The 22,519-nt window shown below is 71.2% G+C and carries 22 protein-coding genes; 13 read left to right on the top strand and 9 right to left on the bottom strand.

Translation table 11 applies throughout. The features are described from left to right. Nucleotides 1–6 precede the first annotated feature (6 nt). On the top strand, nucleotides 7–945 hold the full coding sequence (locus J7I94_RS20185; RefSeq protein WP_215168597.1) for an N-acetylneuraminate synthase family protein: 939 nt from the start codon (nucleotides 7–9) through the stop codon (nucleotides 943–945). A gap of 50 nt (nucleotides 946–995) precedes the next feature. Next, nucleotides 996–2,060 carry a hypothetical protein gene (locus J7I94_RS20180; protein WP_215168546.1) on the top strand — a complete coding sequence of 355 codons (1,065 nt, stop codon included), beginning with the start codon at nucleotides 996–998 and terminating at the stop codon, nucleotides 2,058–2,060. Between the two features lie 31 nt (nucleotides 2,061–2,091). Here the strand turns inward: J7I94_RS20180 and J7I94_RS20175 are convergent, their stop codons facing one another. Together J7I94_RS20175 and J7I94_RS20170 are read right to left on the bottom strand one after the other, a co-directional pair. Continuing rightward, nucleotides 2,092–3,114, bottom strand: coding sequence for an alpha/beta hydrolase family protein (locus J7I94_RS20175; protein ID WP_215168545.1), 1,023 nt, complete (start codon nucleotides 3,112–3,114; stop codon nucleotides 2,092–2,094). Nucleotides 3,115–3,167: 53 nt separating this feature from the next. Next, entirely contained in the window at nucleotides 3,168–3,782 is a 615-nt protein-coding gene (locus J7I94_RS20170; RefSeq protein WP_215168544.1) for a TetR/AcrR family transcriptional regulator, read from the bottom strand. Nucleotides 3,783–3,896: 114 nt separating this feature from the next. Here J7I94_RS20170 and J7I94_RS20165 point away from each other — a divergent pair, with 114 nt between their 5' ends. Then, a complete protein-coding gene (locus J7I94_RS20165; protein WP_215168543.1) occupies nucleotides 3,897–5,051 on the top strand; it encodes an NAD(P)/FAD-dependent oxidoreductase in 1,155 nt (384 codons plus the stop codon). A gap of 9 nt (nucleotides 5,052–5,060) precedes the next feature. Here J7I94_RS20165 and J7I94_RS20160 read toward each other — a convergent pair whose 3' ends face one another. Further along, a complete protein-coding gene (locus J7I94_RS20160; protein ID WP_215168542.1) occupies nucleotides 5,061–6,008 on the bottom strand; it encodes a LysR family transcriptional regulator in 948 nt (315 codons plus the stop codon). 148 nt (nucleotides 6,009–6,156) lie between these two features. Here J7I94_RS20160 and J7I94_RS20155 point away from each other — a divergent pair, with 148 nt between their 5' ends. The 3 genes from J7I94_RS20155 (at nucleotide 6,157) to J7I94_RS20145 (ending at nucleotide 8,973) form a co-directional block, all read left to right on the top strand. Continuing rightward, a complete protein-coding gene (locus tag J7I94_RS20155; protein WP_215168541.1) occupies nucleotides 6,157–6,522 on the top strand; it encodes a darcynin family protein in 366 nt (121 codons plus the stop codon). Nucleotides 6,523–6,623: 101 nt separating this feature from the next. Then, on the top strand, nucleotides 6,624–7,241 hold the full coding sequence (locus J7I94_RS20150; protein WP_215168540.1) for a GNAT family N-acetyltransferase: 618 nt from the start codon (nucleotides 6,624–6,626) through the stop codon (nucleotides 7,239–7,241). A gap of 490 nt (nucleotides 7,242–7,731) precedes the next feature. Then, entirely contained in the window at nucleotides 7,732–8,973 is a 1,242-nt protein-coding gene (locus J7I94_RS20145) for a M20 family metallopeptidase (protein WP_215168595.1), read from the top strand. A 65-nt stretch (nucleotides 8,974–9,038) separates the two neighbouring features. Here J7I94_RS20145 and J7I94_RS39260 read toward each other — a convergent pair whose 3' ends face one another. From J7I94_RS39260 to J7I94_RS20120, 6 genes are all read right to left on the bottom strand, one after another. Next, the gene (locus J7I94_RS39260) at nucleotides 9,039–9,458 is read right to left on the bottom strand and encodes a hypothetical protein (protein ID WP_306522284.1); all 420 of its coding nucleotides are present in this window, start codon (nucleotides 9,456–9,458) and stop codon (nucleotides 9,039–9,041) included. Then, nucleotides 9,346–10,263, bottom strand: a complete 918-nt coding sequence (locus J7I94_RS39255; protein ID WP_306522272.1) for a hypothetical protein — start codon at nucleotides 10,261–10,263, stop codon at nucleotides 9,346–9,348. The genes J7I94_RS39260 and J7I94_RS39255 overlap by 113 nt, the downstream gene beginning before the upstream one ends. Beyond that, nucleotides 10,187–10,993, bottom strand: a complete 807-nt coding sequence (locus tag J7I94_RS20135) for a phosphotransferase (protein ID WP_215168539.1) — start codon at nucleotides 10,991–10,993, stop codon at nucleotides 10,187–10,189. Before J7I94_RS20135 ends, J7I94_RS39255 begins: the two co-directional genes overlap by 77 nt. 7 nt (nucleotides 10,994–11,000) lie before the next feature. Beyond that, entirely contained in the window at nucleotides 11,001–11,921 is a 921-nt protein-coding gene (locus tag J7I94_RS20130; protein WP_215168538.1) for a radical SAM/SPASM domain-containing protein, read from the bottom strand. A 337-nt stretch (nucleotides 11,922–12,258) separates the two neighbouring features. Continuing rightward, on the bottom strand, nucleotides 12,259–12,753 hold the full coding sequence (locus tag J7I94_RS20125; protein WP_215168537.1) for a hypothetical protein: 495 nt from the start codon (nucleotides 12,751–12,753) through the stop codon (nucleotides 12,259–12,261). Nucleotides 12,754–12,847: 94 nt separating this feature from the next. Next, entirely contained in the window at nucleotides 12,848–14,050 is a 1,203-nt protein-coding gene (locus J7I94_RS20120; RefSeq protein WP_215168594.1) for a helix-turn-helix domain-containing protein, read from the bottom strand. Between the two features lie 244 nt (nucleotides 14,051–14,294). Here J7I94_RS20120 and J7I94_RS20115 point away from each other — a divergent pair, with 244 nt between their 5' ends. The 7 genes from J7I94_RS20115 (at nucleotide 14,295) to J7I94_RS20085 (ending at nucleotide 22,475) form a co-directional block, all read left to right on the top strand. Next, on the top strand, nucleotides 14,295–15,350 hold the full coding sequence (locus J7I94_RS20115) for a BMP family protein (RefSeq protein ID WP_374198406.1): 1,056 nt from the start codon (nucleotides 14,295–14,297) through the stop codon (nucleotides 15,348–15,350). A 201-nt stretch (nucleotides 15,351–15,551) separates the two neighbouring features. Next, nucleotides 15,552–16,601: a BMP family protein gene (locus J7I94_RS20110; RefSeq protein WP_215168535.1), complete on the top strand. Its 1,050-nt coding sequence runs from the start codon at nucleotides 15,552–15,554 to the stop codon at nucleotides 16,599–16,601. 173 nt (nucleotides 16,602–16,774) lie between these two features. Continuing rightward, nucleotides 16,775–18,391, top strand: a complete 1,617-nt coding sequence (locus J7I94_RS20105; protein WP_215168592.1) for an ABC transporter ATP-binding protein — start codon at nucleotides 16,775–16,777, stop codon at nucleotides 18,389–18,391. Continuing rightward, nucleotides 18,391–19,515, top strand: coding sequence for an ABC transporter permease (locus tag J7I94_RS20100; RefSeq protein WP_215168534.1), 1,125 nt, complete (start codon nucleotides 18,391–18,393; stop codon nucleotides 19,513–19,515). Before J7I94_RS20105 ends, J7I94_RS20100 begins: the two co-directional genes overlap by 1 nt. Beyond that, the gene (locus J7I94_RS20095; protein WP_215168533.1) at nucleotides 19,512–20,786 is read left to right on the top strand and encodes an ABC transporter permease; all 1,275 of its coding nucleotides are present in this window, start codon (nucleotides 19,512–19,514) and stop codon (nucleotides 20,784–20,786) included. The genes J7I94_RS20100 and J7I94_RS20095 overlap by 4 nt, the downstream gene beginning before the upstream one ends. Beyond that, nucleotides 20,783–21,175, top strand: coding sequence for a cytidine deaminase (locus tag J7I94_RS20090; RefSeq protein WP_215168532.1), 393 nt, complete (start codon nucleotides 20,783–20,785; stop codon nucleotides 21,173–21,175). Before J7I94_RS20095 ends, J7I94_RS20090 begins: the two co-directional genes overlap by 4 nt. A 16-nt stretch (nucleotides 21,176–21,191) precedes the next feature. Then, a complete protein-coding gene (locus J7I94_RS20085; protein WP_215168531.1) occupies nucleotides 21,192–22,475 on the top strand; it encodes a thymidine phosphorylase in 1,284 nt (427 codons plus the stop codon). Nucleotides 22,476–22,519: the final 44 nt, after the last annotated feature.

The raw sequence follows: 22,519 nt of genomic DNA, 5'->3' as shown, positions 1-22,519 counted from the left end.
ACACCCCTGATGAGCAACTCCCGTATCCGCACGTTCGGCAACCGCGAGGCCGGCCCGGGCCGCCCCGTCTACATCTGCGGCGAGATCGGCATCAACCACAACGGTGAGCTGGAGAACGCCTTCAAGCTGATCGACGTGGCCGCCGAGGCCGGCTGCGACGCCGTCAAGTTCCAGAAGCGGACGCCCGAGATCTGCACCCCGCGCGACCAGTGGGACATCGAGCGGGACACCCCCTGGGGCCGGATGACGTACATCGACTACCGCCACCGCGTGGAGTTCGGCGAGGACGAGTACCGCCAGATCGACGCGTACTGCAAGGAGAAGGGGATCGACTGGTTCGCCTCCCCGTGGGACACCGAGGCCGTCGCCTTCCTGGAGAAGTTCGACGTCCCCGCCCACAAGGTGGCCTCCGCCTCCCTCACCGACGACGAGCTGCTGCGCGCCCTGCGCGCCACCGGCCGCACGATCATCCTCTCCACCGGCATGTCGACCCCGAAGCAGATCCGCCACGCGGTCGAGGTCCTCGGCTCGGACAACATCCTCATGTGCCACGCCACGTCGACGTACCCGTCCGTCGCCGAGGAGCTGAACCTCCGCGTCATCAACACCCTCCAGCAGGAGTACCCGAACGTCCCGATCGGCTACTCCGGCCACGAGACCGGCCTCCAGACCACGCTGGCCGCCGTCGCCCTCGGCGCCACCTTCGTCGAGCGCCACATCACCCTCGACCGCGCCATGTGGGGCTCCGACCAGGCCGCCTCCGTCGAGCCGCAGGGCCTGGTCCGCCTGGTCCGCGACATCCGCACCATCGAGGCGTCCCTCGGTGACGGCGTCAAGAAGGTCTACGAGTCGGAGCTCGGCCCGATGAAGAAGCTGCGCCGCGTCACCGGCGTGGTCGCCGAGGCGGAGATCGCCGCCGCGGCCGGCGAGCCGGTCAACGTCTGACCCGCACCGCCCACCCCACCCCACGCCCAAGACGGGACGGTCACACGCCGATGAGCCCCCGCGCCGGGAACGCCGGCCCTCGCACTCTCGCCTTCGTCGAGAGCCCGGTACAGCTCCTGAACGTGCTGGAGTGGGCGCACACCCGCGCCCCCCGGACGGGGCTCACCCTCGTCGTCCTGTCACCCGTGGACCCCATGACCCGGGGCCAGCTCCGCCGCATGTCGGAGCTGGCCCGCGAGGACGGTCACGAGGTCCGCTGGGAAGAGGCGCGGGGCGGGGCCTCGGCCCCCTTCCGCACGGTCGGGGGCCTGGCGGGCCTGCTCCGCCGCGCCGAGCGCATCGTCATGGGAGACCCGTTCTCCCGCTACGTACAACTGCTCCTGACCATCACCCGCGCCCGCGACCTGGTCGTCGTCGACGACGGCACGGCCACCATGGAGTTCGTGGGCCAGCTCGCCCGCGGCGAACGCCTGGTGCGCTGGCACCGCAAGGGCAGCCGGCCGGGCCCCCGCGACCTGCTCTTCGCCCCGGTGTCGTCCTCGGCCCGCCGCCGGCTCACCCCGGCCGAGGGCCGGCGGGTGGAGGTCTTCTCCTCCATGCCGATCGACGAGGTCCCCGACGGTGTCACCGTCACCGCCCACGACTTCGCCTGGACCCGGGACCGCTTCGGCCCGCCCCGCATCACCAAGGGCGCCGACATGGTCGGCACCTCCCTGGTGGAGACCGGTGTCGTGGACGCCGAGGCCTACCTCGACGCGGTCCGCCGCCTGGCCAAGACCCACGGCGCCACCCGCTACTTCGCCCACCGCCGCGAGGCGACGGAGAAACTCCACCGGCTGGCCGTGGAGACCGGCCTGGAGGTCGTCCGCCCCGACCTCCCCCTGGAACTGATCGCCCGCCGCGGCCCGGTCGGCCGTACGATCCTCAGCTTCCCCTCCACGGTCGTCCACACCCTCCCGCTGGCCCTCGCCGGTACGGAGGTCAAGGTCGCCGTCTGCGACATCGACCCGGCCTGGCTGACCCGGGGCGCCTCCCCCCGGGCCCAGGGCTTCCTGGACGGGGTGACGGGGACGGCCCGGGGGGTGGAGCGGCTGCTGGCGGTGCCGGGGGTCTGACGGTCCCTGGCCCGCGGGGCCGGTTCCGCGGTTACCGGCGGGGGCGGCCGTGCAGGGCGGCCAGCAGCATCGGCAGCGCGTGCCGCAGTTCGCGGTACCCGTAGGTGCCGGTGTGGGTCCCGCGGTAGAGGTGCGTGGTGACCGGTGCCCCCAGCGACTTGAGCCGGTCGCTCAGCATCCGGGTCTCTTCCGCGCAGACGGCTTCGGTGACGGAGACGACGCCGGCGTCCGCCAGCGCGACCCACTTCTCGGTGCCCGGGATGTGCGGCTCGGGGTCCTCGCCGTCGAGAGGACCCGGCGTTCCGTCACCGCAGGCGAGACAGACGGGCGTGTCGCGCAGACCGGCGGCGTGGCGGAACGGATCCCAGTCCAGCCACACCTTCCACTGCTCCCACGGGTCTCCGAAGATCGCGCAGCCGTCCACTCCCACGAACTCCGCGCCGGACAGCCACATCTCGGGGTGCCGGACCGGGTGCACCGGGGCCCCGAACGCGGCGACCGCGCGGAACAGTCCGGGAACCCGGGCGGCCATCCCCAGGGCGCCGAAGCCCCCCTGGGACTCACCGGCCGCCGCCCTGCGCGTCCCGGCCCCGTAGTCCCGCTCCACCAGGGGCACGACCTCGCGCAGGAAGTACGTCCGCACCCGGGGCGGGCCGTCCTTCCCGTGGTTCCACCAGTCGGTCCAGAACCCGAACAGCGGCATGCCGGGCATGACGACCAGGACGTCGCGCAGCTCGGCCAGCTCCTGCACCCGGAACAGCGTGGTCCACGCGGTGTGGTCCCCGTCGCCGCCCGCCAGCAGATACAGGGTGGGCCAGCGGTCACCGGGCCGGCGCCGGTCCCATCCCCGGGGGGTGAGCAGGGCGACGCGGCCGGGACCGCCCAGGGCCGGGGAGTCCACGGTCAGCTCGACGAGCCGCTCGTCCACCCGTCGCTCCGCGAGGACCCGGCCCGCGGCCCCGGCGGAGGCCGCCCCCCACAGTGACGTCCCGCCGGCGGTCAGCAGAGCGGCGCCGGTGAGCACCGTACGGCGGTGTGCGTATGAATCCGGCATGCCCGTTCTCATCGGCCGGGGGACACCGTGCCTTGAGGGTGAACCCGTGGTCGTCAGGAGACGGGCGGCCGCCAGCCGTCGGTCAGGATGCCGAAGATCTCCTCGATCGCGGCCCGGTGGTCGGGCTGCCCCTGGGCGAGGGCGGGGGCGTCCAGGACGAACCGGGCGAGCGCGGCGCAGGCCAGGTTGTCGTGGGCCACGCCGAACTCGTCGGCGATGGCCGCGGCCAGGGCGGCGGTGTGCCGGACCCACATCCGTTCCGCGTACGCGCGCAGCGCCGGGGTGGAGTCCACCAGGCGGTTGAACTCCACCCGCTGCGGATGCTCCGCGATCGGCAGCCAGGTGGCCAGCACGTGTTCCCGCAGGGCGTCGGGGACGGTGGTGCCCGCGGCGCGGTCGCGCACGGCCGAGACGAGGGCGGTCTCGGTGCTCTCCTCCTGGTCGAAGACGAGCGCCTCCTTGCCGCTGAAGTGCTTGAACACGGTGGTGACGGAGACGTCGGCCGCCTCGGCGACATCCCGGACGCTCACGTCGTCGTACCCGCGCTCCAGGAAGAGACGGAGCGCGGCGTCGGCGATCGCCTGCCGGGTCGCCGCCTTCTTGCGCTCGCGGCGTCCGGGGGCGGGAGTGGCGGCGGTGGGGGTGGCGGGGGCGGTGGGCTCGGGCATGACGCCATCCTAGCCGGTCATGGCATCCGTAGCTTTATTGAGTCTGTCACTAAGTTGTCAGATTACACTTTTGCTCGTACGGTGATGCCGCCCGCTTCCACCGGAAGGACACCCATGGCTTCTCCGCACCCCTCCCGCGCCCGGATCAGCGTCATCGGCGCCGGTCCCGGCGGCCTGACCTGCGCCCGCATCCTGCAGCGGCACGGCATCCAGGTCACCGTCCACGACCGTGAGCCCGGCCCCGGCTCCCGCGACCAGGGCGGCTCCCTGGACCTGCACGCCGACAACGGCCAACTCGCCCTGCGCGCCGCCGGTCTGCTGGACGCCTTCTTCGAACACGCCCGCCCCGAGGGGCAGGAGATGCGGCAGCTGGACCTCACCGGTGCGATCACGGACCACCGGGTCCCGGCGCCCGACGAGATGTTCAAGCCGGAGATCGACCGCGGACAGCTCCGCCAACTGCTGCTCGACTCCCTCGCCCCCGGCACCGTGCGGTGGGGGCAGGCGCTGGAGGAGGTCGACGGCCCCGCCGACGGGCCCCGGCGACTGCGCTTCGCCGACGGCTCCACCGCCGAGACGGACCTGGTCATCGGCGCCGACGGCGCCTTCTCCCGGGTCCGCCCGGCCGTCTCCGACGCCGTCCCCGCGTACACCGGCGTGAGCTTCCTGGAGGCGTGGTTCGACGACGTCGACCGCCGGCACCCCGAGATCGCGGACCTGGTCGGCCGGGGCGGCGCCCACGCCCGGGACGGCGAACGAGCCCTGTTCGCCCAGCGCAACGGCGGCGGCCACGTCCGCGTCTACCTGATCCAGCGCGTCCCGGCCGACTGGATCCGCGCGAGCGGCCTGACGCCCGGGGACACCGACGGCATCCGCGCCCTGCTCCTGGAGCGCTACGCCCACTGGTCGCCCCGCCTGCTGAAGACGATCACCGACAACGACGGCCCGTACGTCGACCGCCCGATCCTCGCCCTGCCCGTGCCGCACACCTGGGAGCCCAGCCCCACGGTGACCCTGCTCGGCGACGCGGCCCACCTCATGCCGCCGCTGGGCGTCGGCGTCAACCTCGCGATGCTCGACGCCGCCGAACTCGCCGCGGCCCTCGCGGAGTCCGGCACGGTCGAGGACGCCGTCCGCCGCTACGAGAAGACGATGCTGCCCCGGTCGACGGAGACGGCACGTCAACTGGAGGGGGCCGCCGAGCACTTGATCGCCGCCGACGACGACGGCGACGGGCACGAGGGTCCTGGAGCCCCCGGAGGCGTGTGACCGGCCGCGTCAACCGGTCCCAAGGGCGCGGAGGGTGCGGCGGACAGCGTCCCGGAGCCATCGGTGGGCTCCGTCGGCCGCGTGGCGGGGGTGCCAGGCCATGCCGATGGTCAGGGGCGGCAGCGGCAGGGGAACGTCGAGGAGGCGCAGGCCGAGGGCGGTGGCGGTACGGGTGAGAGGCGATGCGGGGGCGCCGGGGAGGGCGGCGGGGACGAGACAGACCACGTCGCTGCCGGCCGCGAGAGCCATCGCCGCCAGGTGACTGGGGAGGACGGTGGTGACGCGCCGGTGGAGGTTCCGCTCGGCCAGGGCGGTGTCGAGCGGGCCGGTGAACCGGCCTCGCCGGCTGACCACGACATGTTCGGCGGCGGCGAGTCGTGCCGGGGTCAGCGCCTTCTCGGTGAGCGGGTGGCCTGGCCGGACGGCCGCCATCATCCGCAGCGTGACGAGTTCTTCGACCTGGGTCTCCGGGTCCACGTGGTCGATGGATCCGACCTCCAGATCGATCCGGCCGTCGCGCAGGGCCGGGCCGGCCTCCAGTTCCTCGGCCCGGAGCCGGAACGAGACGCCCGGCGCCTCCTGCCGGGCCAGCCCCAGCAGTCCGGGCGCCAGCGCCGCACCGACCAGGTCGGCGGCCTGGAGGGTGAAGGTGCTGCTCAGGGTGGCGGGGTCGGCGCCTTCGACGGGGCTGAGCAGCGATCCGAGGCGACGCACCACCGCCGCTGCTTCGTCGCGCAGAGCCAGGGCGCGGGGGGTGGGGACCATGGTCTGTCCGGCCCGTACGAGGAGCGGGTCCTGAAGGGTACGGCGGAGCCGGCCGAGAGTGCGGCTCATGGCCGCGGGGGAGGTGCGCAGGCGGGCGGCGGCGCGGGTGACGCTCTGCTCGGTCAGCAGGGCGTCCAGCGCCACGGCGAGGTTGGCGTCGAGAGCCGAATACGGGCTGTTCACCAGTGTCATTCCATTTCAGGCAACACCTGCTTGCTGAAGTTCCCATTGTGGCATCACCGCGGTGTTCCCAGGATGGGTTTCCGGACGAGGGCTCGATGCCGCACACGGCGCCGTGACGCCGTGGCGCCCTGCCACCCACCAACTGGGAGCACCCACCATGACCGTTGAGAAAACCGACCCGCCGATCACCGCGTTCATACTCGTCAAGACCACGCCCGAGTGGCTCGCGCTGACCGTTCCCGAGCGGATCCACGCCTTCGCCACCCAGGTCGTCCCCACGATCGAAGCGAGGACCACCGGGGTCCGGTCACGCTTCTACGACACCGAGTTCTACTCCGCGCGCGTCACCGACGTCTGGGTCTGGGAAGCGGACGATCACCACGCCTACCAGCTCCTCATCGATGCCCTGCGCGAAACCCCGTTCTGGGACCGCTACTTCGAGATCGTGGACCTCCTCGTCGGCACCGAGAACGGCTACGCCCGCAACTACCAGGTCGACCCCGTCGCCACCATCAGCACCTGAGACGCGTGCCCGACCCCGCCGCCGGGCCGCCCTGTCGGCCCTGCGGCCGGGGTCGGGGCCTCGACTCACCGACCAAGATCACGGGATGGAGAATGAACCGTATGCCGATAACGCACACACCGAAGACGGCGACGGCCGACGACGCCCCGCTGATCAGCCGCACGCTGGCCCGCGCCTTCGACGACGACCGGATGATGCGCGGGTTCTTCCCCGACGACGCCTCGCGCGAGGAGCGGTTGGGCCGCTACTTCACGACCCTCTTCACCCGGCAGTACGTCCGCCACGGCGTGTGCGAGCACACGGAGGCGGCGGCCGCCTTCTGGGTACCGCCGGAGGCCCAGGCCAAGGCCGTCCCCGACGCGGAGGCCGTCCGGCAGCTCCAGGATGTCCTCGGCGACCGGGCCCCGTACTTCCGGGACACCATCGAGACGGCCGCCGAGCACACCCCCCAGGAACCGCACTGGTACCTGGCGGTGATCGGCGCCGACCCGGCCGCCCAGGGACAGGGACACGGTGCCGCCCTGCTGCGCTCGGGGCTGGCCAAGGCCGACGCGGCCGGGCTGCCCGCCTACCTGGAGTCCTCCAAGCCGTCCAACCTCCCCTTCTACGAGCACTTCGGCTTCACCGTGCGGGAGGAGCTGCGGCTGCCGGGGGACGGGCCGGTGCTGTGGGGGATGTGGCGCGAGCCGCGCGGCCCGCACCGGGTGGCCGGTTCCTGACCGGAGCGCCGGCCCCGGCCGACCGGGCTGCCGTCACGGCGCGCCGAGGTCGGTCACCAGGCCGGGCGTGGCGACCTGGATGGGCTGCCCGAGGAATTCCGTCTCCGGTGTACGCCCCGCAGCCGCCGAGAACCGTCAGTCGCATGCCCCGGACCCTGGTGCCGCGCCCGCGTGCCCGAACCAGGGGGTGCCACCGGAAATGGATGACGCTTTGCCCCTGAGTGTTCACGGACGACGGCGCATGGGTCCCGGCCGGGCTCCGCCGACGCGTAGGAGGCGTGAGGCGTGGTAGCCGTGAGGGACGGGGCGGGGGCCGGACCGGACCGGCTCGGTGCGCTGCGCCCGGCCGGTAATCGGCGGATTTTACCCACCCCCGCCGGTGCATATGCGTCCGGCGGCCGGATTTTCTTCCCCTGAGGGGCTGAAGTTTTGTTGATCGTGGGTCGGTCGGCCGTCCGGGCGTCCTACCCTTCAAAGGGTGAAGCAACTGATGTCACTGGAGTCCGAAGCCGACGTTCCCGGGGAAGCCACGCTGCCCGGCACCCTGCCGGAGGCGCTGCGGGCGGAACTCATCGCCTTCCGCCGCGACCTGCACATGCACCCCGAGCTGGGAAACCAGGAGTTCCGCACCACCGCCGCGATCAAGGAACGGCTGGAGCGGGCCGGACTGACGCCGAGAGTCCTCCCCGGAGGCACCGGCGTCATCTGTGACATCGGCACGACCCCCGGGCGCCCGTCCGCCGGAGCCGCCGGCCCCGGCGTGCTCGCCCTGCGCGCCGACATCGACGCCCTGCCCATCCCGGACGTCAAGAGCGGATGCCCGTACCGCTCGACCGTGCCCGACCGCGCCCACGCCTGCGGCCACGACGTGCACACCACCGTCGTCCTCGGCACCGGCCTGGTCCTGGCCGCCCTGCACGAGCGCGCCCCGCTGCCCCGCCCGGTCCGCCTGATCTTCCAGCCCGCCGAGGAGGTGCTGCCCGGCGGCGCCGAGGACGTGATCGAGGCCGGGGCGCTCGACGGCGTGCACCGCATCCTCGCCGTGCACTGCGACCCCCGGGTGGACGCCGGCCGGATCGGTCTGCGCGAGGGCCCCATCACCTCCGCCTGCGACCGGCTGGAGATCGCCCTGGACGGCCCCGGCGGCCACACCGCCCGCCCCCACCTCACCACCGACCTGGTCACCGCCGCCGCCCGGGTCGCCGTCGACGCCCCCGCCCTCCTGGCCCGGCGCGTCGACAGCCGCGGCGGCCTCTCCCTGACCTGGGGCCGCATCGAGTCCGGCCACGCCGCCAACGTCATCCCGCAGCACGCGGAGCTGTCCGGGACCGTCCGCTGCCTCGACCTCGACGCCTGGCGGCAGGCCCCCGACCTGGTGGTCGCGGCCATCGACGAGATCGCCAACCTGCACCGCGCCAAGTCCGAGATCACCTACGTACGGGGCGTCCCGCCCGTCGTCAACGAGGTGACCAGCGTCGAACTCCTCCAGACCGCGATGGTCGCCCGGCGCGGCACGGACTCCGTGGAGTCCACCGAGCAGAGCCTGGGCGGCGAGGACTTCTCCTGGTACCTGGAGCGCGTCCCCGGCGCCATGGCCCGCCTCGGCGTCCGCCCGCCCGGCGAGCGCGCGGTGCGCGACCTGCACCAGGGCGACTTCGACGTGGACGAGCACGCGATCACGGTGGGGGTGGAACTCTTCACGGCGGCGGCACTGATCGACGCCGGGGTCTGAGCCAGCTCCAGGCGATGGCTGACACTCCGCCCCGAAGCGCCAGCCATCGCCGGGGACGCCCTCGATCAGACCGGCAGCTCCCACCCCACACCGCCGGGCTCACCGATCCAGACCCGCCGGGTGCCGTCGTTGCGCACGGTCAGACCGAAGCCGTCCTGTCCCGGCGCCCCCGCCGCCCGCCACGCCGCGAGGCCGTCCTCGACGGCGTCCCACAGCCGCAACGGCCCATGCTGGCGCACCACCCACCCTTGCCCCTCCGGACAGGTCCACGCCTGTGAGCCGGTCGCGACATCGACGAGGATCACTCCGTCACCGGTCATCATGAGTTCGGCGGAGGGCGCGGCGAACTGGGCGACGAACGCGCCGGTCCAGTCACCGACCAGGCCAGGGTACGGCCGGGCTGGCCGTACCTGCCCCGGCCGCTGGTGGAAGGTGGCGGGGCGGTCGTTCGTGAGGACGCGCGAGCATGTACCCGACGCGGTCACCGGCGAAGCGCCCCGACGCGGTGCCGTCGTCGTGCACGGTGAGACGGACCGGCCCTGAGGCGACCATCCACCCGCTCAGACAGACCGTGACGCTGCCCCCGGCCCGGACCTGACAGCAACCACGCGGGCGGGACGTACCGGACCGCGCACGTGGCGACGACGGCGTCGTACTCGGCGGCTTCCGCATGACCGGCGAGCCCGTCACCGACGAGCAGCGTGGGGGAGCACCCGGCGCGGTGCAGACGATCGGCGCAGCCGTCGCGAGCCGGGCGTCGTACTCGACCGAGTACACGTTCTCGTCGCCGAGACGGTGACAGAGCAGGGCGGTCGAGTAGCCCGTACCGGTGCCCACTTCCAGGACCCAGTCGCCCTCACGGACTCCGGCCAGGTCGAGCATGCGGACGACGAGCGACGGCAGCGTACTGGACGAGGTCGGCTGCCCGGACAGCGATCCGGACGCGTCCACCGCGGCGATGCCGTCCACCTGTGTCACCCAGGTCTTGTCCGCGTGGACGAGCCGGAGCCACTCGTCGTCACCCGCCGTCCGACGGCGCAAGTGCTCCCACCGCCCACCCGACGACCGGAACACTGCGTCACCGAGGAAGAGTTCGCGAGGAACGGCGTCCAGTGCCGCACGCCAGGCAGGATCTCGACGGACACGGATGCGGCGAGGGCGGCGCGCAACCGGGTGGGGGAGGTGGTCATGGGGTGCCTCAGTGCACGAGTGGTCATCGCTCCTCGGGCAGCCTTCTGTGTCCGGCCCAGGCCCGGCACGCCTCGACCATGGCCTTGAGCCAGTCCTCATCGGGCTTTCGTACGGCAGCGGCCCGGTACATCCGCAGGTTGGCGGCGACGAAGGCGTTGATCGCCTCCGGGGCCGCCTCGCGCCACGCGGACAACTCGGATGCCCACGCTTCCGCGCCGTCCGGGGTGTGCCCGGCCGCGATGAGCTGGAGAACCAGGAGCGCGGGGTCGATGAACCCCGCCCCCCTGGTCGGCCACGCCCAGTCCACGGCCCACACCCGCCGCTTCGCCACGAGGAAGTTGCTCTGGTTGATATCGGTGTGTAGGAGCGATTCCCCCCTGAACAGTTCGGTCTCCGAGCTGTTCGAGAGGAACCGGTCCCAGCGGGTCTCGGTCCAGGTTCGCGCGATCTCCGGAAGGGACAACCGCCCGATGTCCCCGAGGACCCCGACCACCAGAGGGAGATCGGGCGAGCCGGGCGCGAAGTCGGAAGCCCGGCCGTCGATCACTTCGAAGCCCAGTACCAACCAGTCTGCGGATTCCACGTCCCACAACAGAGGCGGTGAGATGTGTCCGAGATGCCCGGTGATCAGTTTTTCCCTGATGAGGGACTTCCGTCGGCCGCCCGGCCGATTACGCATTGCCTTGACGAAGAACCGTCCCTCGCCGCAGTCGACCAAGGCCGTCAGATCCGAGCTGAAGCCGCGCACGGTTCGCTTGACCTGTACCACCGGACCCGTGTGCTCCTCGATCAAGGGGCGGATCGCGTGTTCGGGAAGGTCGTCGTCCATATCGCGTTCAGTTCCTCGGGGTGCACTCACTTCCGGGTGTCCCCGGGGAGCACTCGTCATCGGTGTCGGGGGTGCAGGAGCGGCTGTCGTCACTGTCGGGGCCACAAGGACTGCCGGGGCCGCAACTGAAAGCGGCGTCGAGGTCGCGCCCCTCTCGAATGGCCGCATTGGCTTGTGCGATCTCAGGACCGTCGAAAATAGCCCTCAGCGACGCTTCCTGGACGTTGCCCACGCTCAACCACGTGGAGAACACGCATGGGGACACGGCGCCGTCCGGTCCAATGGACGCTCGCCCGTCCCCACACCGTCCGCAGAGGCCGTCCGTACATGGTTCCCGTCCGTTCGCCGCACGGCCGAAGGGCCGGACATGGTCGACGCGAACGGCACGGACACCCAAGGCCTGAAGCTCCCGCTTCGCTTCGTCGCCGGTGCCGGAAGGATCGGAGACGATCACGGACACGCGGACCGGGACCTTGTCCGCCACCGCTTTCACGATGTTCGCTCGGGTGCGAGCATGGCTGCCGCGTCCGGTGACGGCGTTGTGCGCGCCCTCCGAGCCGTAGTACGAGGTGGCGAGGCTGACGCCCTCCCGCCGCAGCAAACTCCACCACGCGTCGTTCAGGTGGACCAGGTTGCTGTACACCTCGACCGCCAGGCCGAGCGTCAACGCGTACTCGACGAGGGCCGGCGCGTCGGGGTGCAGGGTGACTTCTCCCCCGGTGAACTGCACTCGGGAGACGCCTGCCGCGGTGGCTTCGTCGAGGACACGTGTCCAGTCCTGGGCGGTCATCGAGCCGTGCGAGCCGTCTGCGCCGGAGCCGTTGTGACAGTGGCCGCACGCGAGCTGGCACTTCCGGGTGAGGTCCAGCCACAAGAAGCCGGGCGCGCCCGGCTTCTTGATGACAGGTACCGCTGTACTGGTGGTCATGTGCTTCCCTCTCGTTCGTTGTTCTCCGTACGGTGGTGTGGTGCGGGCCCGGGGAGGGGCGCGTGCGCCGGCACGGTGAGGGCTGCGCACCGCACGGTCCTGTCCCGGTCGTGGGACTGGACACGCACCATGTGGTCGAGCTCCGCGACGCACGGAGCGCACGCGTACACGTCACCCGTAGCGCCGGGCGTGGACACGGAGCCGACCCACAGCACGCGCACCCCCTCGCGTCGGCAGTACAGCCAACAGGTGCCGGTCACCCAGGGGTTGCCGTCGTCCGGCTGCGCGACGAGCGGCCACGCGTCGCGCCACGGACGCGTGACGGCGGGGGCGAAGATCACGCCGAGTGCCCGGCGTCCCGCGTGAGCCCTCTGCGTGCCGAGTCCTTGACGTGCAGGAAGCCGCCGGCCTTCTCGATCTCGCGCGCCACCTCGTCGTACTCCTGCGGAACGGAGGAGATCATCGAGCGGCACGCCGTGAGCACCGCCCCGGCCGCTCCCTCCTTGACGCGCTCGACGGCTCGCCACAGCCCGTCACGCCCTCGCGGCGGCAGCAGGCCCGCGCGTTCCTCGATGACGTCCGTGATCTCCCACCCGAACGCCTCGGCGTACTCCCTGCACTCCCGGCCGGGGCGCGCGATGTCCGTCGGGGGAGCGCCGCACAGGTAGATCACACAGCGGAACCGCTCGACCTTCGCCGCCTCGGCCAGTACGTCGGCCTCACCCGGCGAGACCCCCGCCGCCGCGTCCGCCAGTGCCTGGCGTCGTCTCAGGTCGCCCTCGGTGCGGCGGCGGGCCGGTTCCTGCGTCTGTGCGCTCTTGTAGCTGACCATGCGTCGACTGTGCTTGATCGATCACGCACGGTGAAGTGATGAGACGTACGACGAGGAGAGGTTGCCCGGCCCCGACTCGTACGCTCCGTACGACTCACGCGATCAGTGGCACGCCGATCACCTCGCCGATCCTGCGCACGCGAGCCGTCGACACCTTGGCGAGCCGCTTGCCGATCACGCCGGGCAGGGCCTGGTGCCTGACCCACTCCGGGGCGTCGAGTCCCACCTCGATCAGAGTGTCTCCCGCCTGGTCGTAGAGGCCGGCCGCGCACTGGGCGAGGGCGACGTCCAGTTTGTAGCGGTTGCGGGCGAGCTTGGGCATGGACTGCGGCAGTTCGGTGTGCGCGGCCAGCCGCAAGGCCCTTCCGTGGTTCCCGAGCGCCACGGCGATCCCCACGGCTTCCGTGTTCGCGGCGGTGGGGCCGAAGTGTGTGCCGTACAGGTCCTCGTCGCTGCCGAGGCGGGCTGCCGCCGCATGCGCCTGCGACAGGTAGTCGTCAGCGGAGGTGGCGTTTCCCTCGCGCGAGGCGGCCACGGCGGCGGAGATCATCAGGCGTCCGTAGGCGAGCAACTGAGGCCGGGAAGCCCGGCTGAACGTGGGCTCGATCCGCAGGGCAGCCTGCTCGGCGACGGCAATTGCCCTGGGGAGTCTGGCGCTTCGCAGGTAGATCCACGACAGCGTGGACTCCAGGAGCGCGGTGAGCACGTCGTCCCCGGAGTCCTCCGCGAGATGGCGTGCCGATGTGAGTGCGCTCAGGGCGAGGTCCCGCTGGCCCAGCAAGATCGCGGCCGAGGAGGCGAACTGGTACGTGCTCGCGAGGACGGAGCCCAGCCGCTCGCGTTCGTACCCACTGGCCTGCCCGTACCGGACGCGTCCTTCGAGCAGGACTTTGGCGACGAGTTCGCCGAACTCCTCGTAGTCGCCTCGCCAGTAACTGGAGCAGACGCGGTCATGAGCGATCGACAGTTCACGCAGACCGCTTGGCTCTTCGATGCCTTCCCAGACGCCGAGGGCGCTGTCGTGGACGGCGTCGGAAAGCCGGCGCACGGCAGCCCGAGTACCCCTGTTCATCCCTCGCCGCGGCGCCTGCTGCCCAAGGATCACCGACACGTCGGTTTTCAGCGCGTGCGCAAGCTTCAGCAGGGACCCGACGGACAACTCCCCCCGGTCCTGCTCGGCCTTCTGCACCAGGGCCAACGACAGCCCCGACGCCTCCGCCAGCCCCTGCTGGGTCAGGTCGGAACCTCGTAGGTGCTTGATGCGCTTACCGGTCGTCAGGTCTGCCCAGTTGCTCACGGTCACCCCAGTGGGTCTGTATCGCTCCGGCTTGCCGTACCTCGATGGTAGGGCCGGCACCCACCCCTTTCCGCCCCCTTCGAACCGCTGGTTCACAACCCCGTAACCCCCTCCGGCACGAATGGATAACGGCCCCGAGGAACCCCGTTCCCAGGAGTTTCTACGCGCGTTAATGTGCGCCGAACCGGGCGCTCGCCGCGGGGACTTGAGGGATGGGGAACTTCAGATGCGTCGGACAACGAGTCTGCGTCGGATACCGAGACTGACCAGCGCCGTGGTCGGAGTCGCGTCGCTCGCGCTCGCCGCCACCGCCTGTGGAGGCACCAGCACCGAGGACGGCGGTGACGGCGGCGGCTCCAAGGAAGACATGGGCATGGCCATCGCCTACGACATCGGCGGCAAGGGCGACCAGTCCTTCAACGACGCCGCCTACGCGGGCCTGGAGCAGGCGAAGAAGGAGTACGGCTACAAGACCGCCGACATCGAGCCCACCGACGGCGAGACCGACGCCGACAAGGAGCAGCGGCTCGCCTCGCTGGCCAAGCAGGGCTACAACCCGGTCGTCGGCGTCGGCTTCGCCTACGGCCCGGCGATGGAGAAGGTCGCCGCCGACTACCCGGACACCACCTTCGGCATCGTCGACTCCGTGGTCGAGGGCGACAACGTCGCCTCCCTCGTGTTCGCCGAGAACGAGGCGTCCTACCTCGCCGGTGTCGCCGCCGCCAAGGCGACGAAGACCAAGACGGTCGGGTTCGTGGGCGGGGTCGACGTACCGCTGATCCACAAGTTCCAGGCCGGGTACGAGCAGGGCGTCGCCGACACCGACCCCGAGGTGAAGGTGGTCTCGCAGTACCTGACGCAGACCGCGGAGGAGGGCGGCTTCTCCAGCCCCGACAAGGGCAAGGCCGCCGCCGAGGGGCAGATCGAGAAGAAGGCGGACGTCGTCTACCAGGCGGCCGGTCTGTCCGGGCAGGGGGTCATCGAGGCCGCCGCCGCCAACAAGGTGTGGGCGATCGGGGTCGACTCCGACCAGTACGAGCAGGAGGCCCTCGCCCAGTACAAGGACTTCATCCTGACCTCCGCGCTCAAGGACATCGACGGGGCCGTGTTCGCGCTGGCCCGGTCGGTGGAGGACGGCAAGCCGCTCACCGGTACCAAGACCTTCGACCTGAAGTCCGACGGTGTGGGCCTGTCCGAGAGCAACCCGGAGTACGCCGAGGTCGCCGGGTTGAAGGACGCCGTCGCCAAGGCGAAGCAAGGCATCGTCAGCGGCTCGATCAAGGTGCGGACCGAGCCGTAGGACGCCCCGCCCGGCCGTCGCCGCGAGGCGGCCGGGCGTCACGGAACGCCACCTCGCGTTTGCGCCCGGCGAGAGTTGGGCACGGGCCGATAACAAGGTGGACAGAAGGGGTTTTCAGGCTGGTCTACGCGCGTTAATCTGCGGCGAACCCAGCGCCGCAGCCGAACCCCGTCCGGCGCTTGTACGACAGGAGCACCACACATGCGCCGGATTTCCCGGATCACGGTCGCAGGCGCAGCGACCGCCTCCCTGGCCCTCGCGCTCGCCGCCTGCGGTGGTACCTCGACCTCGTCCTCCTCCTCGGAGTCGAAGGGCGACAAGGGTCTCGCGATCGCGTACGACGTGGGCGGCAAGGGCGACCAGTCCTTCAACGACGCGGCCTACGCGGGCCTGGAACAGGCGAAGAAGGAGTTCAAGTACGAGACGGCGGACATCGAGCCGACCGACGGTGAGACCGACGCCGACAAGCAGCAGCGCCTGGAGTCCCTCGCCAAGCAGGGCTACAACCCGATCGTGGGCGTCGGCTACGCGTACGCCGCCGCCGTCAAGGGCGCGGCCGAGAAGTTCCCGGACGTCACCTTCGGCATCGTCGACGACTCCACCATCGAGGCCGAGAACGTCGCCGACCTCGTCTTCTCCGAGGAGCAGGGCTCCTACCTGGCCGGCGTCGCCGCCGCCAAGTCCACGAAGAGCAACGTGGTCGGGTTCATCGGCGGTGTGGACAACCCGCTGATCCACAAGTTCCAGGCCGGCTTCGAGCAGGGTGTCAAGGACACCAACCCCAAGGCCAAGGTCCTCTCCCAGTACCTGACGCAGACCGCGGAGGAGGGCGGCTTCTCCAGCCCCGACAAGGGCAAGACCGCCGCCGAGGGCCAGATCGAGAACAAGGCCGACGTGGTGTACGCCGCGGCCGGTCTGTCCGGGCAGGGCGTGATCGAGGCCGCCGCCGCCAACAAGGTGTGGGCGATCGGCGTCGACTCCGACCAGTACCAGCAGGAAGCCCTCGCCAAGTACAAGGACTCGATCCTCACCTCGGCGATGAAGGACGTCGCCAAGGCGGTCTACAACCTGGCGAAGTCGGTCGAGGACGGAAAGCCGGAGACCGGTATCGTGCGGGGCGATCTGAAGACCGGTGAAGTGAGCCTGTCGGACTCCAACCCGAAGTTCGCGGACGACACCGAGCTCCAGGAAGCCATCGAGACGGCCAAGGAGAAGATCATCGACGGCGACATCAAGGTCAAGAGCAGCTGACACCGGCAGCACCCGCACCGTGCCACCACCGCGGTCGCGCAGCCGCTCGGCGGGGTACGGGGAGGCGTCCTCGGGCGTCCGCCCCGTACCCCGCCGAAGCAGGTGTGCCACCGCTTTCGATGCCGTAGGGGCGCTACACGCGTAGACGGCCCCCGTCCCCAGGAGAGTGCGCCATCAACGCGTCCAGCAGCCCTCCGGCCTCGGCAGCGGCGGGCAGCGGTCAGGCGACCGCCGTCCAGCTCGCCGGGATCACCAAGCGTTTCCCCGGAGTCGTGGCCAACCACGACATCCACCTCACCGTCCGCAAGGGCACCGTCCACGCCCTCGTCGGCGAGAACGGCGCCGGCAAGTCGACGCTGATGAAGATCCTCTACGGCATGCAGAAGCCGGACGAGGGGACGATCACGGTCGACGGCGAGCAGGTCTCCTTCTCGTCCCCGGCCGACGCGATCGTGCGCGGCATCGGCATGGTCCACCAGCACTTCATGCTCGCCGACAACCTCACGGTCCTGGAGAACGTGGTCCTCGGCAGCGAGAAGCTCTACGGCATCGGCTCCAAGGCCCGCCGCAAGATCCAGGAGATCTCCGAGCGCTACGGCCTCGACGTCCGCCCCGACCTGCTGGTCGAGGAACTGGGCGTCGCCGCCCGCCAGCGCGTGGAGATCCTCAAGGTCCTCTACCGGGGCGCCCGCACCCTCATCCTCGACGAGCCGACCGCCGTGCTCGTGCCGCAGGAGGTCGACGCGCTCTTCGACAACCTGCGTGAGCTGAAGTCCGAGGGACTGTCGGTCATCTTCATCTCCCACAAGCTGGGCGAGGTGCTCTCCGTCGCCGACGAGATCACCGTCATCCGGCGCGGCACCACGGTCGGCACGGCCGTCCCGTCCGAGACGACCCCGCGCCAGCTCGCCGAGATGATGGTCGGCAGCGAACTGCCCACGCCGGAGACGGCCGAGTCCACGGTCACCGACCGCCCCGTGCTCACCGTCGACAAGCTGCGCCTCGCCGCCCCCGGCGGCAAGGCCCTCCTCGACGACGTCACCTTCACCATCCACGCCGGTGAGGTGCTCGGCATCGCCGGCGTCGAGGGCAACGGCCAGACGGAGCTGGTCGACGCGCTGATCGGCCTGCGCGCCCCCGACTCCGGGTCGATACGCCTCGCCGACGACGAGATCACCGCCTGGACCACGCGCAAGCGCCGCGAGCAGGGCGTCGGCTACATCCCCGAGGACCGGCACCGCCACGGTCTGCTCCTGGAGGCGCCCCTCTGGGAGAACCGCATCCTCGGCCACGTCACCGAGAAGCCCAACGCCAAGGGCGTCTGGCTGGACATCAAGGCCGCCCAGGACGACACCCGCCGGATCGTCGAGACGTACGACGTCCGCACCCCCGGCATCGACGTCACCGCCGCCTCCCTCTCCGGCGGCAACCAGCAGAAGCTGATCGTCGGCCGCGAGATGAGCCACGCGCCGCGCTTCCTGATCGCCGCCCACCCCACCCGGGGCGTGGACGTCGGCGCCCAGGCCGCGATCTGGGACCACATCCGCGAGGCCCGCCGCGAGGGCCTGGCCGTGCTGCTGATCTCCGCCGACCTGGACGAGCTGATCGGCCTGTCCGACACCCTCCGGGTCATCTACGACGGCAAGCTCGTCGCCGACGCCGACCCGGCGACCATCACGCCCGAGGAACTCGGCTCGGCGATGACCGGCGCGGCCACCGGCCACCTGGAGCACGAGGAACGCGACGAGCCCGGGACTTCCGAAGCCTCCGGGAAGGACGAGGCCCGCTGATGAAGAAGTTCGACAAGGAGCGCGTGCTCCTCGCGGTGGCCGGACCGGTCATCGCGCTCGCCGTGGCCTTCGTGCTGAGCGCGATCGTGCTGATCGCCTCCGGCAAGAACCCGGTGGAACCCTTCGCCCTGATGTTCGAGCAGGCCGGGTTCTCCGACATCCAGGTCCTGATCATCAACCAGGCGTCGATGTACTACATCGCCGCCCTCGCGGTCGCCATCGGCTTCCGGATGAACCTGTTCAACATCGGCGTCGACGGCCAGTACCAGCTCGCCGCCATGATGGCCGCCGTCGTGGGCGCCCACGTCGCCCTCCCCGGCGTCCTCCAGATCCCGCTCCTCCTCCTCACCGCCGTCCTCACCGGCGCCTTCTGGTCCGGCATCGCCGGCGTCCTGAAGGTCACCCGGGGCGTCAGCGAGGTCGTCGCGACGATCATGCTGAACTCCATCGCCACCGCCGTCATCGGCTACCTGTGGCTCCCCGACGTCTTCGGCGTCAAGGTCGGCAACAACAACACCACCGGCGAGATGCACGACTCCGGCTGGGTCCCCGGCATCGACCTGGGCGCGGCCGGCGAGGTCTACGGCCTGGTCGTCCTCGCCGTCCTCCTCGGCATCGGCTACTGGGTCGTCCTCAACCGCACCCGCTTCGGCTTCGACCTGCGCGCCTCGGGCGCCTCGGAGACGGCCGCGTCGGCCAGCGGCGTGGACCCCAAGCGCATGGTCCTGACCGCCATGCTCATCTCGGGCGGACTGGCCGGCCTCGCGGGCCTGCCCATCCTCCTCGGCGACACCCACACCTACAGCCTCAACTTCCCCACCGGCATCGGCTTCCTCGGCATCGGCATCGCCCTGCTCGGCCGCAACAGCCCCGTCGGCATCGCCTTCGCCGCCCTGCTGTGGGCCTGGCTCGACAAGGCCAGCCCCGAGCTGGACTTCCACGGGTACGACAAGGAGATCGCGGTCATCATGCAGGGCCTGATCGTCCTCTCCGTGGTCGTCTCCTACGAGGCCGTACGCGAGTGGGGCCTGCGCCGCCAGCAGCGCCGGGTCGGCGCGGAACTGGCCGCGGGGCACGTCCTGGGCGCCACCGACAACACGGACAAGGAGGTGGCGGCCCGATGACCGCTCCCCTCATGGCGAACGACCTCAACCAGCCGACGATGAAGCCGGCCGCCCCCACCGGCCGCCGCATGTCCCTGCCGGTGCTGCTGCTCGTCATCGCCGGAGCCCTGGCGCTGACCTCCCTCGTCCGCATCATCACCGGCGCGGACGGCATCACCAACGTCAGCCAGATGTCCACCGCCCTCCAGCTCGCCGTGCCGATCGGCCTCGCGGGACTCGGCGGTCTGTGGGCGGAGCGCGCGGGCGTCGTCAACATCGGCCTCGAAGGCATGATGATCCTGGGCACCTGGTTCGGCGCCTGGGCCGGCTTCCAGTGGGGCCCGTGGACCGGCGTCCTCGTCGGCATCATCGGCGGCGCGCTCGGCGGTCTGCTGCACGCCATCGTGACGATCACCTTCAACGTCAACCACATCGTCTCCGGCGTCGCCCTCAACATCCTCGCCCTCGGCGCCACCCGCTACCTGGCCCCCCTCGCCTTCGAGGGCCACCAGGGCGGCTCCGCCAAGCAGTCCCCGCCGGTCGACTCGCTGGGCCACTTCACCATCCCCGGCCTCTCCGACGGACTGAAGTCGCTCAACGACCAGGGCTGGTTCTTCGTCTCGGACATCGCGGGCCTGCTCGGCGGCCTGGTCACGGACGTCTCCTGGCTGACGCTCGTCGCGGTCGCGCTGATCCCCGCCACCTGGTGGATCCTGTGGCGCACGCCGTTCGGTCTGCGCCTGCGCTCCTGCGGCGAGAACCCGGTGGCCGCCGAGTCCCTCGGCGTCAACGTCTACAAGTACAAGTACCTCGCCGTGATCATCTCCGGCGGTCTGGCCGGTCTCGGCGGCGTCTTCCTCTCCATCGTCGCCAACCCCTTCTACCTGGAGGGCCAGACCAGCGGCCGCGGCTACATCGGCCTCGCCGCGATGATCTTCGGCAACTGGATGCCGGGCGGCCTCGCCATCGGGGCCGGCCTGTTCGGCTACACCGACAGCCTCAACCTGCGCGGCGGCTCGGCCAACGTGCACGCGCTGCTGCTGCTGGGAGCCCTGCTGCTCCTGGTCGGCGCCATCTGGCTGGCGGTCCGCAAGAAGTACGTCAAGGCCGCGATCACCGTGGTCGTCGGCGCGCTGGTCTTCGCCTGGTACGCGGGCACCGACGAGGTCCCCAACCAGGTCGTCTCCGCCACGCCGTACGTCATCACCCTCGTCGTCCTCGCCCTGTCCGCGCAGCGCCTGCGGATGCCGAAGGCGGACGGCATGCCGTACCGGAAGGGGCAGGGCAAGTGACCGACGTCGACTGGGAGTCGCTGCGCCAGGCAGCCCGGGACGCCATGTCCCGGGCGTACGCCCCCTACTCCGGGTATCCCGTCGGCGTGGCGGCCCTGGTCGACGACGGCCGCACCGTCACCGGCTGCAACGTGGAGAACGCCAGCTACGGCATCGGCCTGTGCGCCGAGTGCGGTCTGGTCTCCGCGCTGCAGAACTCGGGCGGCGGCCGGCTGACCCACTTCACCTGCGTCGACGGCCACGGCGAGGTCCTCGTCCCGTGCGGACGCTGCCGCCAGCTGCTGTACGAGTTCGGCGGCCCCGGCCTGCTCCTGGAGACCCCGGCGGGCATCCTCCCGCTCTCGGAGATGCTCCCGCAGGCCTTCGGCCCCGACCACCTCACCAAGTAAGTAAGGAAGTCCCGTCATGGCCATGGACGTCATCTCCGTCATCCGCACCAAGCGCGACCGCGGGGAACTCAGCGACGAGCAGATCGACTGGGTCATCGACGCGTACACCCGCGGGGAGGTCGCCGACGAGCAGATGTCGGCGCTCGCCATGGCCATCCTCCTCAACGGCATGAACCGCGGCGAGATCGCCCGCTGGACGGCGGCGATGATCGCGTCGGGCGAGCGCATGGACTTCTCCTCCCTGTCCCGCCCCACCGCCGACAAGCACTCCACGGGCGGCGTCGGGGACAAGATCACCCTTCCACTGGCCCCGCTGGTCGCGGCCTGCGGCGCCGCCGTCCCGCAGCTCAGCGGCCGGGGCCTCGGCCACACCGGCGGCACGCTGGACAAGCTGGAGTCGATCCCGGGCTGGCGGGCGCTGCTCTCCAACGCCGAGATGCTGGACGTACTGGACTCCACGGGCGCGGTGATCTGCGCGGCCGGCGACGGTCTGGCCCCGGCGGACAAGAAGCTGTACGCCCTGCGTGACGTGACCGGCACGGTGGAGGCGATCCCGCTGATCGCCTCCTCGATCATGTCGAAGAAGATCGCCGAGGGCACCGGCTCGCTCGTCCTCGACGTGAAGGCGGGCAGCGGCGCCTTCATGAAGACGGTCGAGGACGCCCGCGAGCTGGCCCGGACGATGGTGGGCCTCGGCACCGACCACGGCGTGAAGACGGTCGCCCTGCTCACCGACATGTCCACCCCGCTCGGCCTCACCGCGGGCAACGCCCTGGAGGTCCGCGAGTCGGTGGAGGTCCTGGCGGGCGGCGGCCCGGCGGACGTCGTCGAACTGACCCTCGCCCTGGCCCGCGAGATGCTCGACGCGGCGGGCATCCGCGACGCCGACCCGGCGAAGGCGCTGGCCGACGGCTCCGCGATGGACGTCTGGCGCCGCATGATCAGCGCCCAGGGCGGCGACCCGGACGCGGCCCTGCCCACCTCGAAGGAACAGCACGTGGTGACGGCCGGTGCCTCCGGTGTCCTGACCCGCCTGGACGCCTACGACATCGGCGTCGCCGCCTGGCGCCTGGGCGCCGGACGCGCCCGCAAGGAGGACCCGGTGCAGGCGGCGGCGGGCGTGGAACTGCACGCCAAGCCGGGCGACGAGGTCCGCGCGGGCCAGCCCCTGCTGACCCTGCACACGGACACGCCGGAGCGGTTCGCGTACGCGCTGGAGGCGGTGACGGGCTCCTACGACATCGCGGCCCCGGGGACGGAGTTCAGCGGCTCGCCGGTGGTGCTGGAGCGCATCGCCTGACCTGGGGACTCCCCGGTCGGGTGAACGGGACCGGTGGACCGGCG

The sequence above is a fragment of the Streptomyces sp. ISL-12 genome (assembly GCF_018614415.1).
Classification (GTDB): domain Bacteria; phylum Actinomycetota; class Actinomycetes; order Streptomycetales; family Streptomycetaceae; genus Streptomyces.
This window is presented reverse-complemented; position numbering and strand designations above follow the sequence as displayed.

Excerpts from the sequence above, each read along its gene's own strand:
- J7I94_RS20170 (WP_215168544.1), bottom strand. The coding sequence starts at position 3,782 with ATGCCCGAGCCCACCGCCCCCGCCACCCCCACCGCCGCCACTCCCGCC.
- J7I94_RS20175 (WP_215168545.1), bottom strand. The coding sequence starts at position 3,114 with ATGCCGGATTCATACGCACACCGCCGTACGGTGCTCACCGGCGCCGCT.
- J7I94_RS39255 (WP_306522272.1), bottom strand. The coding sequence starts at position 10,263 with ATGAGGACTGGCTCAAGGCCATGGTCGAGGCGTGCCGGGCCTGGGCCG.
- J7I94_RS20160 (WP_215168542.1), bottom strand. The coding sequence starts at position 6,008 with ATGACACTGGTGAACAGCCCGTATTCGGCTCTCGACGCCAACCTCGCC.
- J7I94_RS20100 (WP_215168534.1), top strand. The coding sequence starts at position 18,391 with ATGAAGAAGTTCGACAAGGAGCGCGTGCTCCTCGCGGTGGCCGGACCG.
- J7I94_RS20110 (WP_215168535.1), top strand. The coding sequence starts at position 15,552 with ATGCGCCGGATTTCCCGGATCACGGTCGCAGGCGCAGCGACCGCCTCC.
- J7I94_RS20155 (WP_215168541.1), top strand. The coding sequence starts at position 6,157 with ATGACCGTTGAGAAAACCGACCCGCCGATCACCGCGTTCATACTCGTC.
- J7I94_RS20095 (WP_215168533.1), top strand. The coding sequence starts at position 19,512 with ATGACCGCTCCCCTCATGGCGAACGACCTCAACCAGCCGACGATGAAG.
- J7I94_RS20165 (WP_215168543.1), top strand. The coding sequence starts at position 3,897 with ATGGCTTCTCCGCACCCCTCCCGCGCCCGGATCAGCGTCATCGGCGCC.
- J7I94_RS20085 (WP_215168531.1), top strand. The coding sequence starts at position 21,192 with ATGGCCATGGACGTCATCTCCGTCATCCGCACCAAGCGCGACCGCGGG.
- J7I94_RS20150 (WP_215168540.1), top strand. The coding sequence starts at position 6,624 with ATGCCGATAACGCACACACCGAAGACGGCGACGGCCGACGACGCCCCG.
- J7I94_RS20180 (WP_215168546.1), top strand. The coding sequence starts at position 996 with ATGAGCCCCCGCGCCGGGAACGCCGGCCCTCGCACTCTCGCCTTCGTC.
- J7I94_RS20130 (WP_215168538.1), bottom strand. The coding sequence starts at position 11,921 with ATGACCACCAGTACAGCGGTACCTGTCATCAAGAAGCCGGGCGCGCCC.
- J7I94_RS20125 (WP_215168537.1), bottom strand. The coding sequence starts at position 12,753 with ATGGTCAGCTACAAGAGCGCACAGACGCAGGAACCGGCCCGCCGCCGC.
- J7I94_RS20135 (WP_215168539.1), bottom strand. The coding sequence starts at position 10,993 with ATGGACGACGACCTTCCCGAACACGCGATCCGCCCCTTGATCGAGGAG.
- J7I94_RS20145 (WP_215168595.1), top strand. The coding sequence starts at position 7,732 with ATGTCACTGGAGTCCGAAGCCGACGTTCCCGGGGAAGCCACGCTGCCC.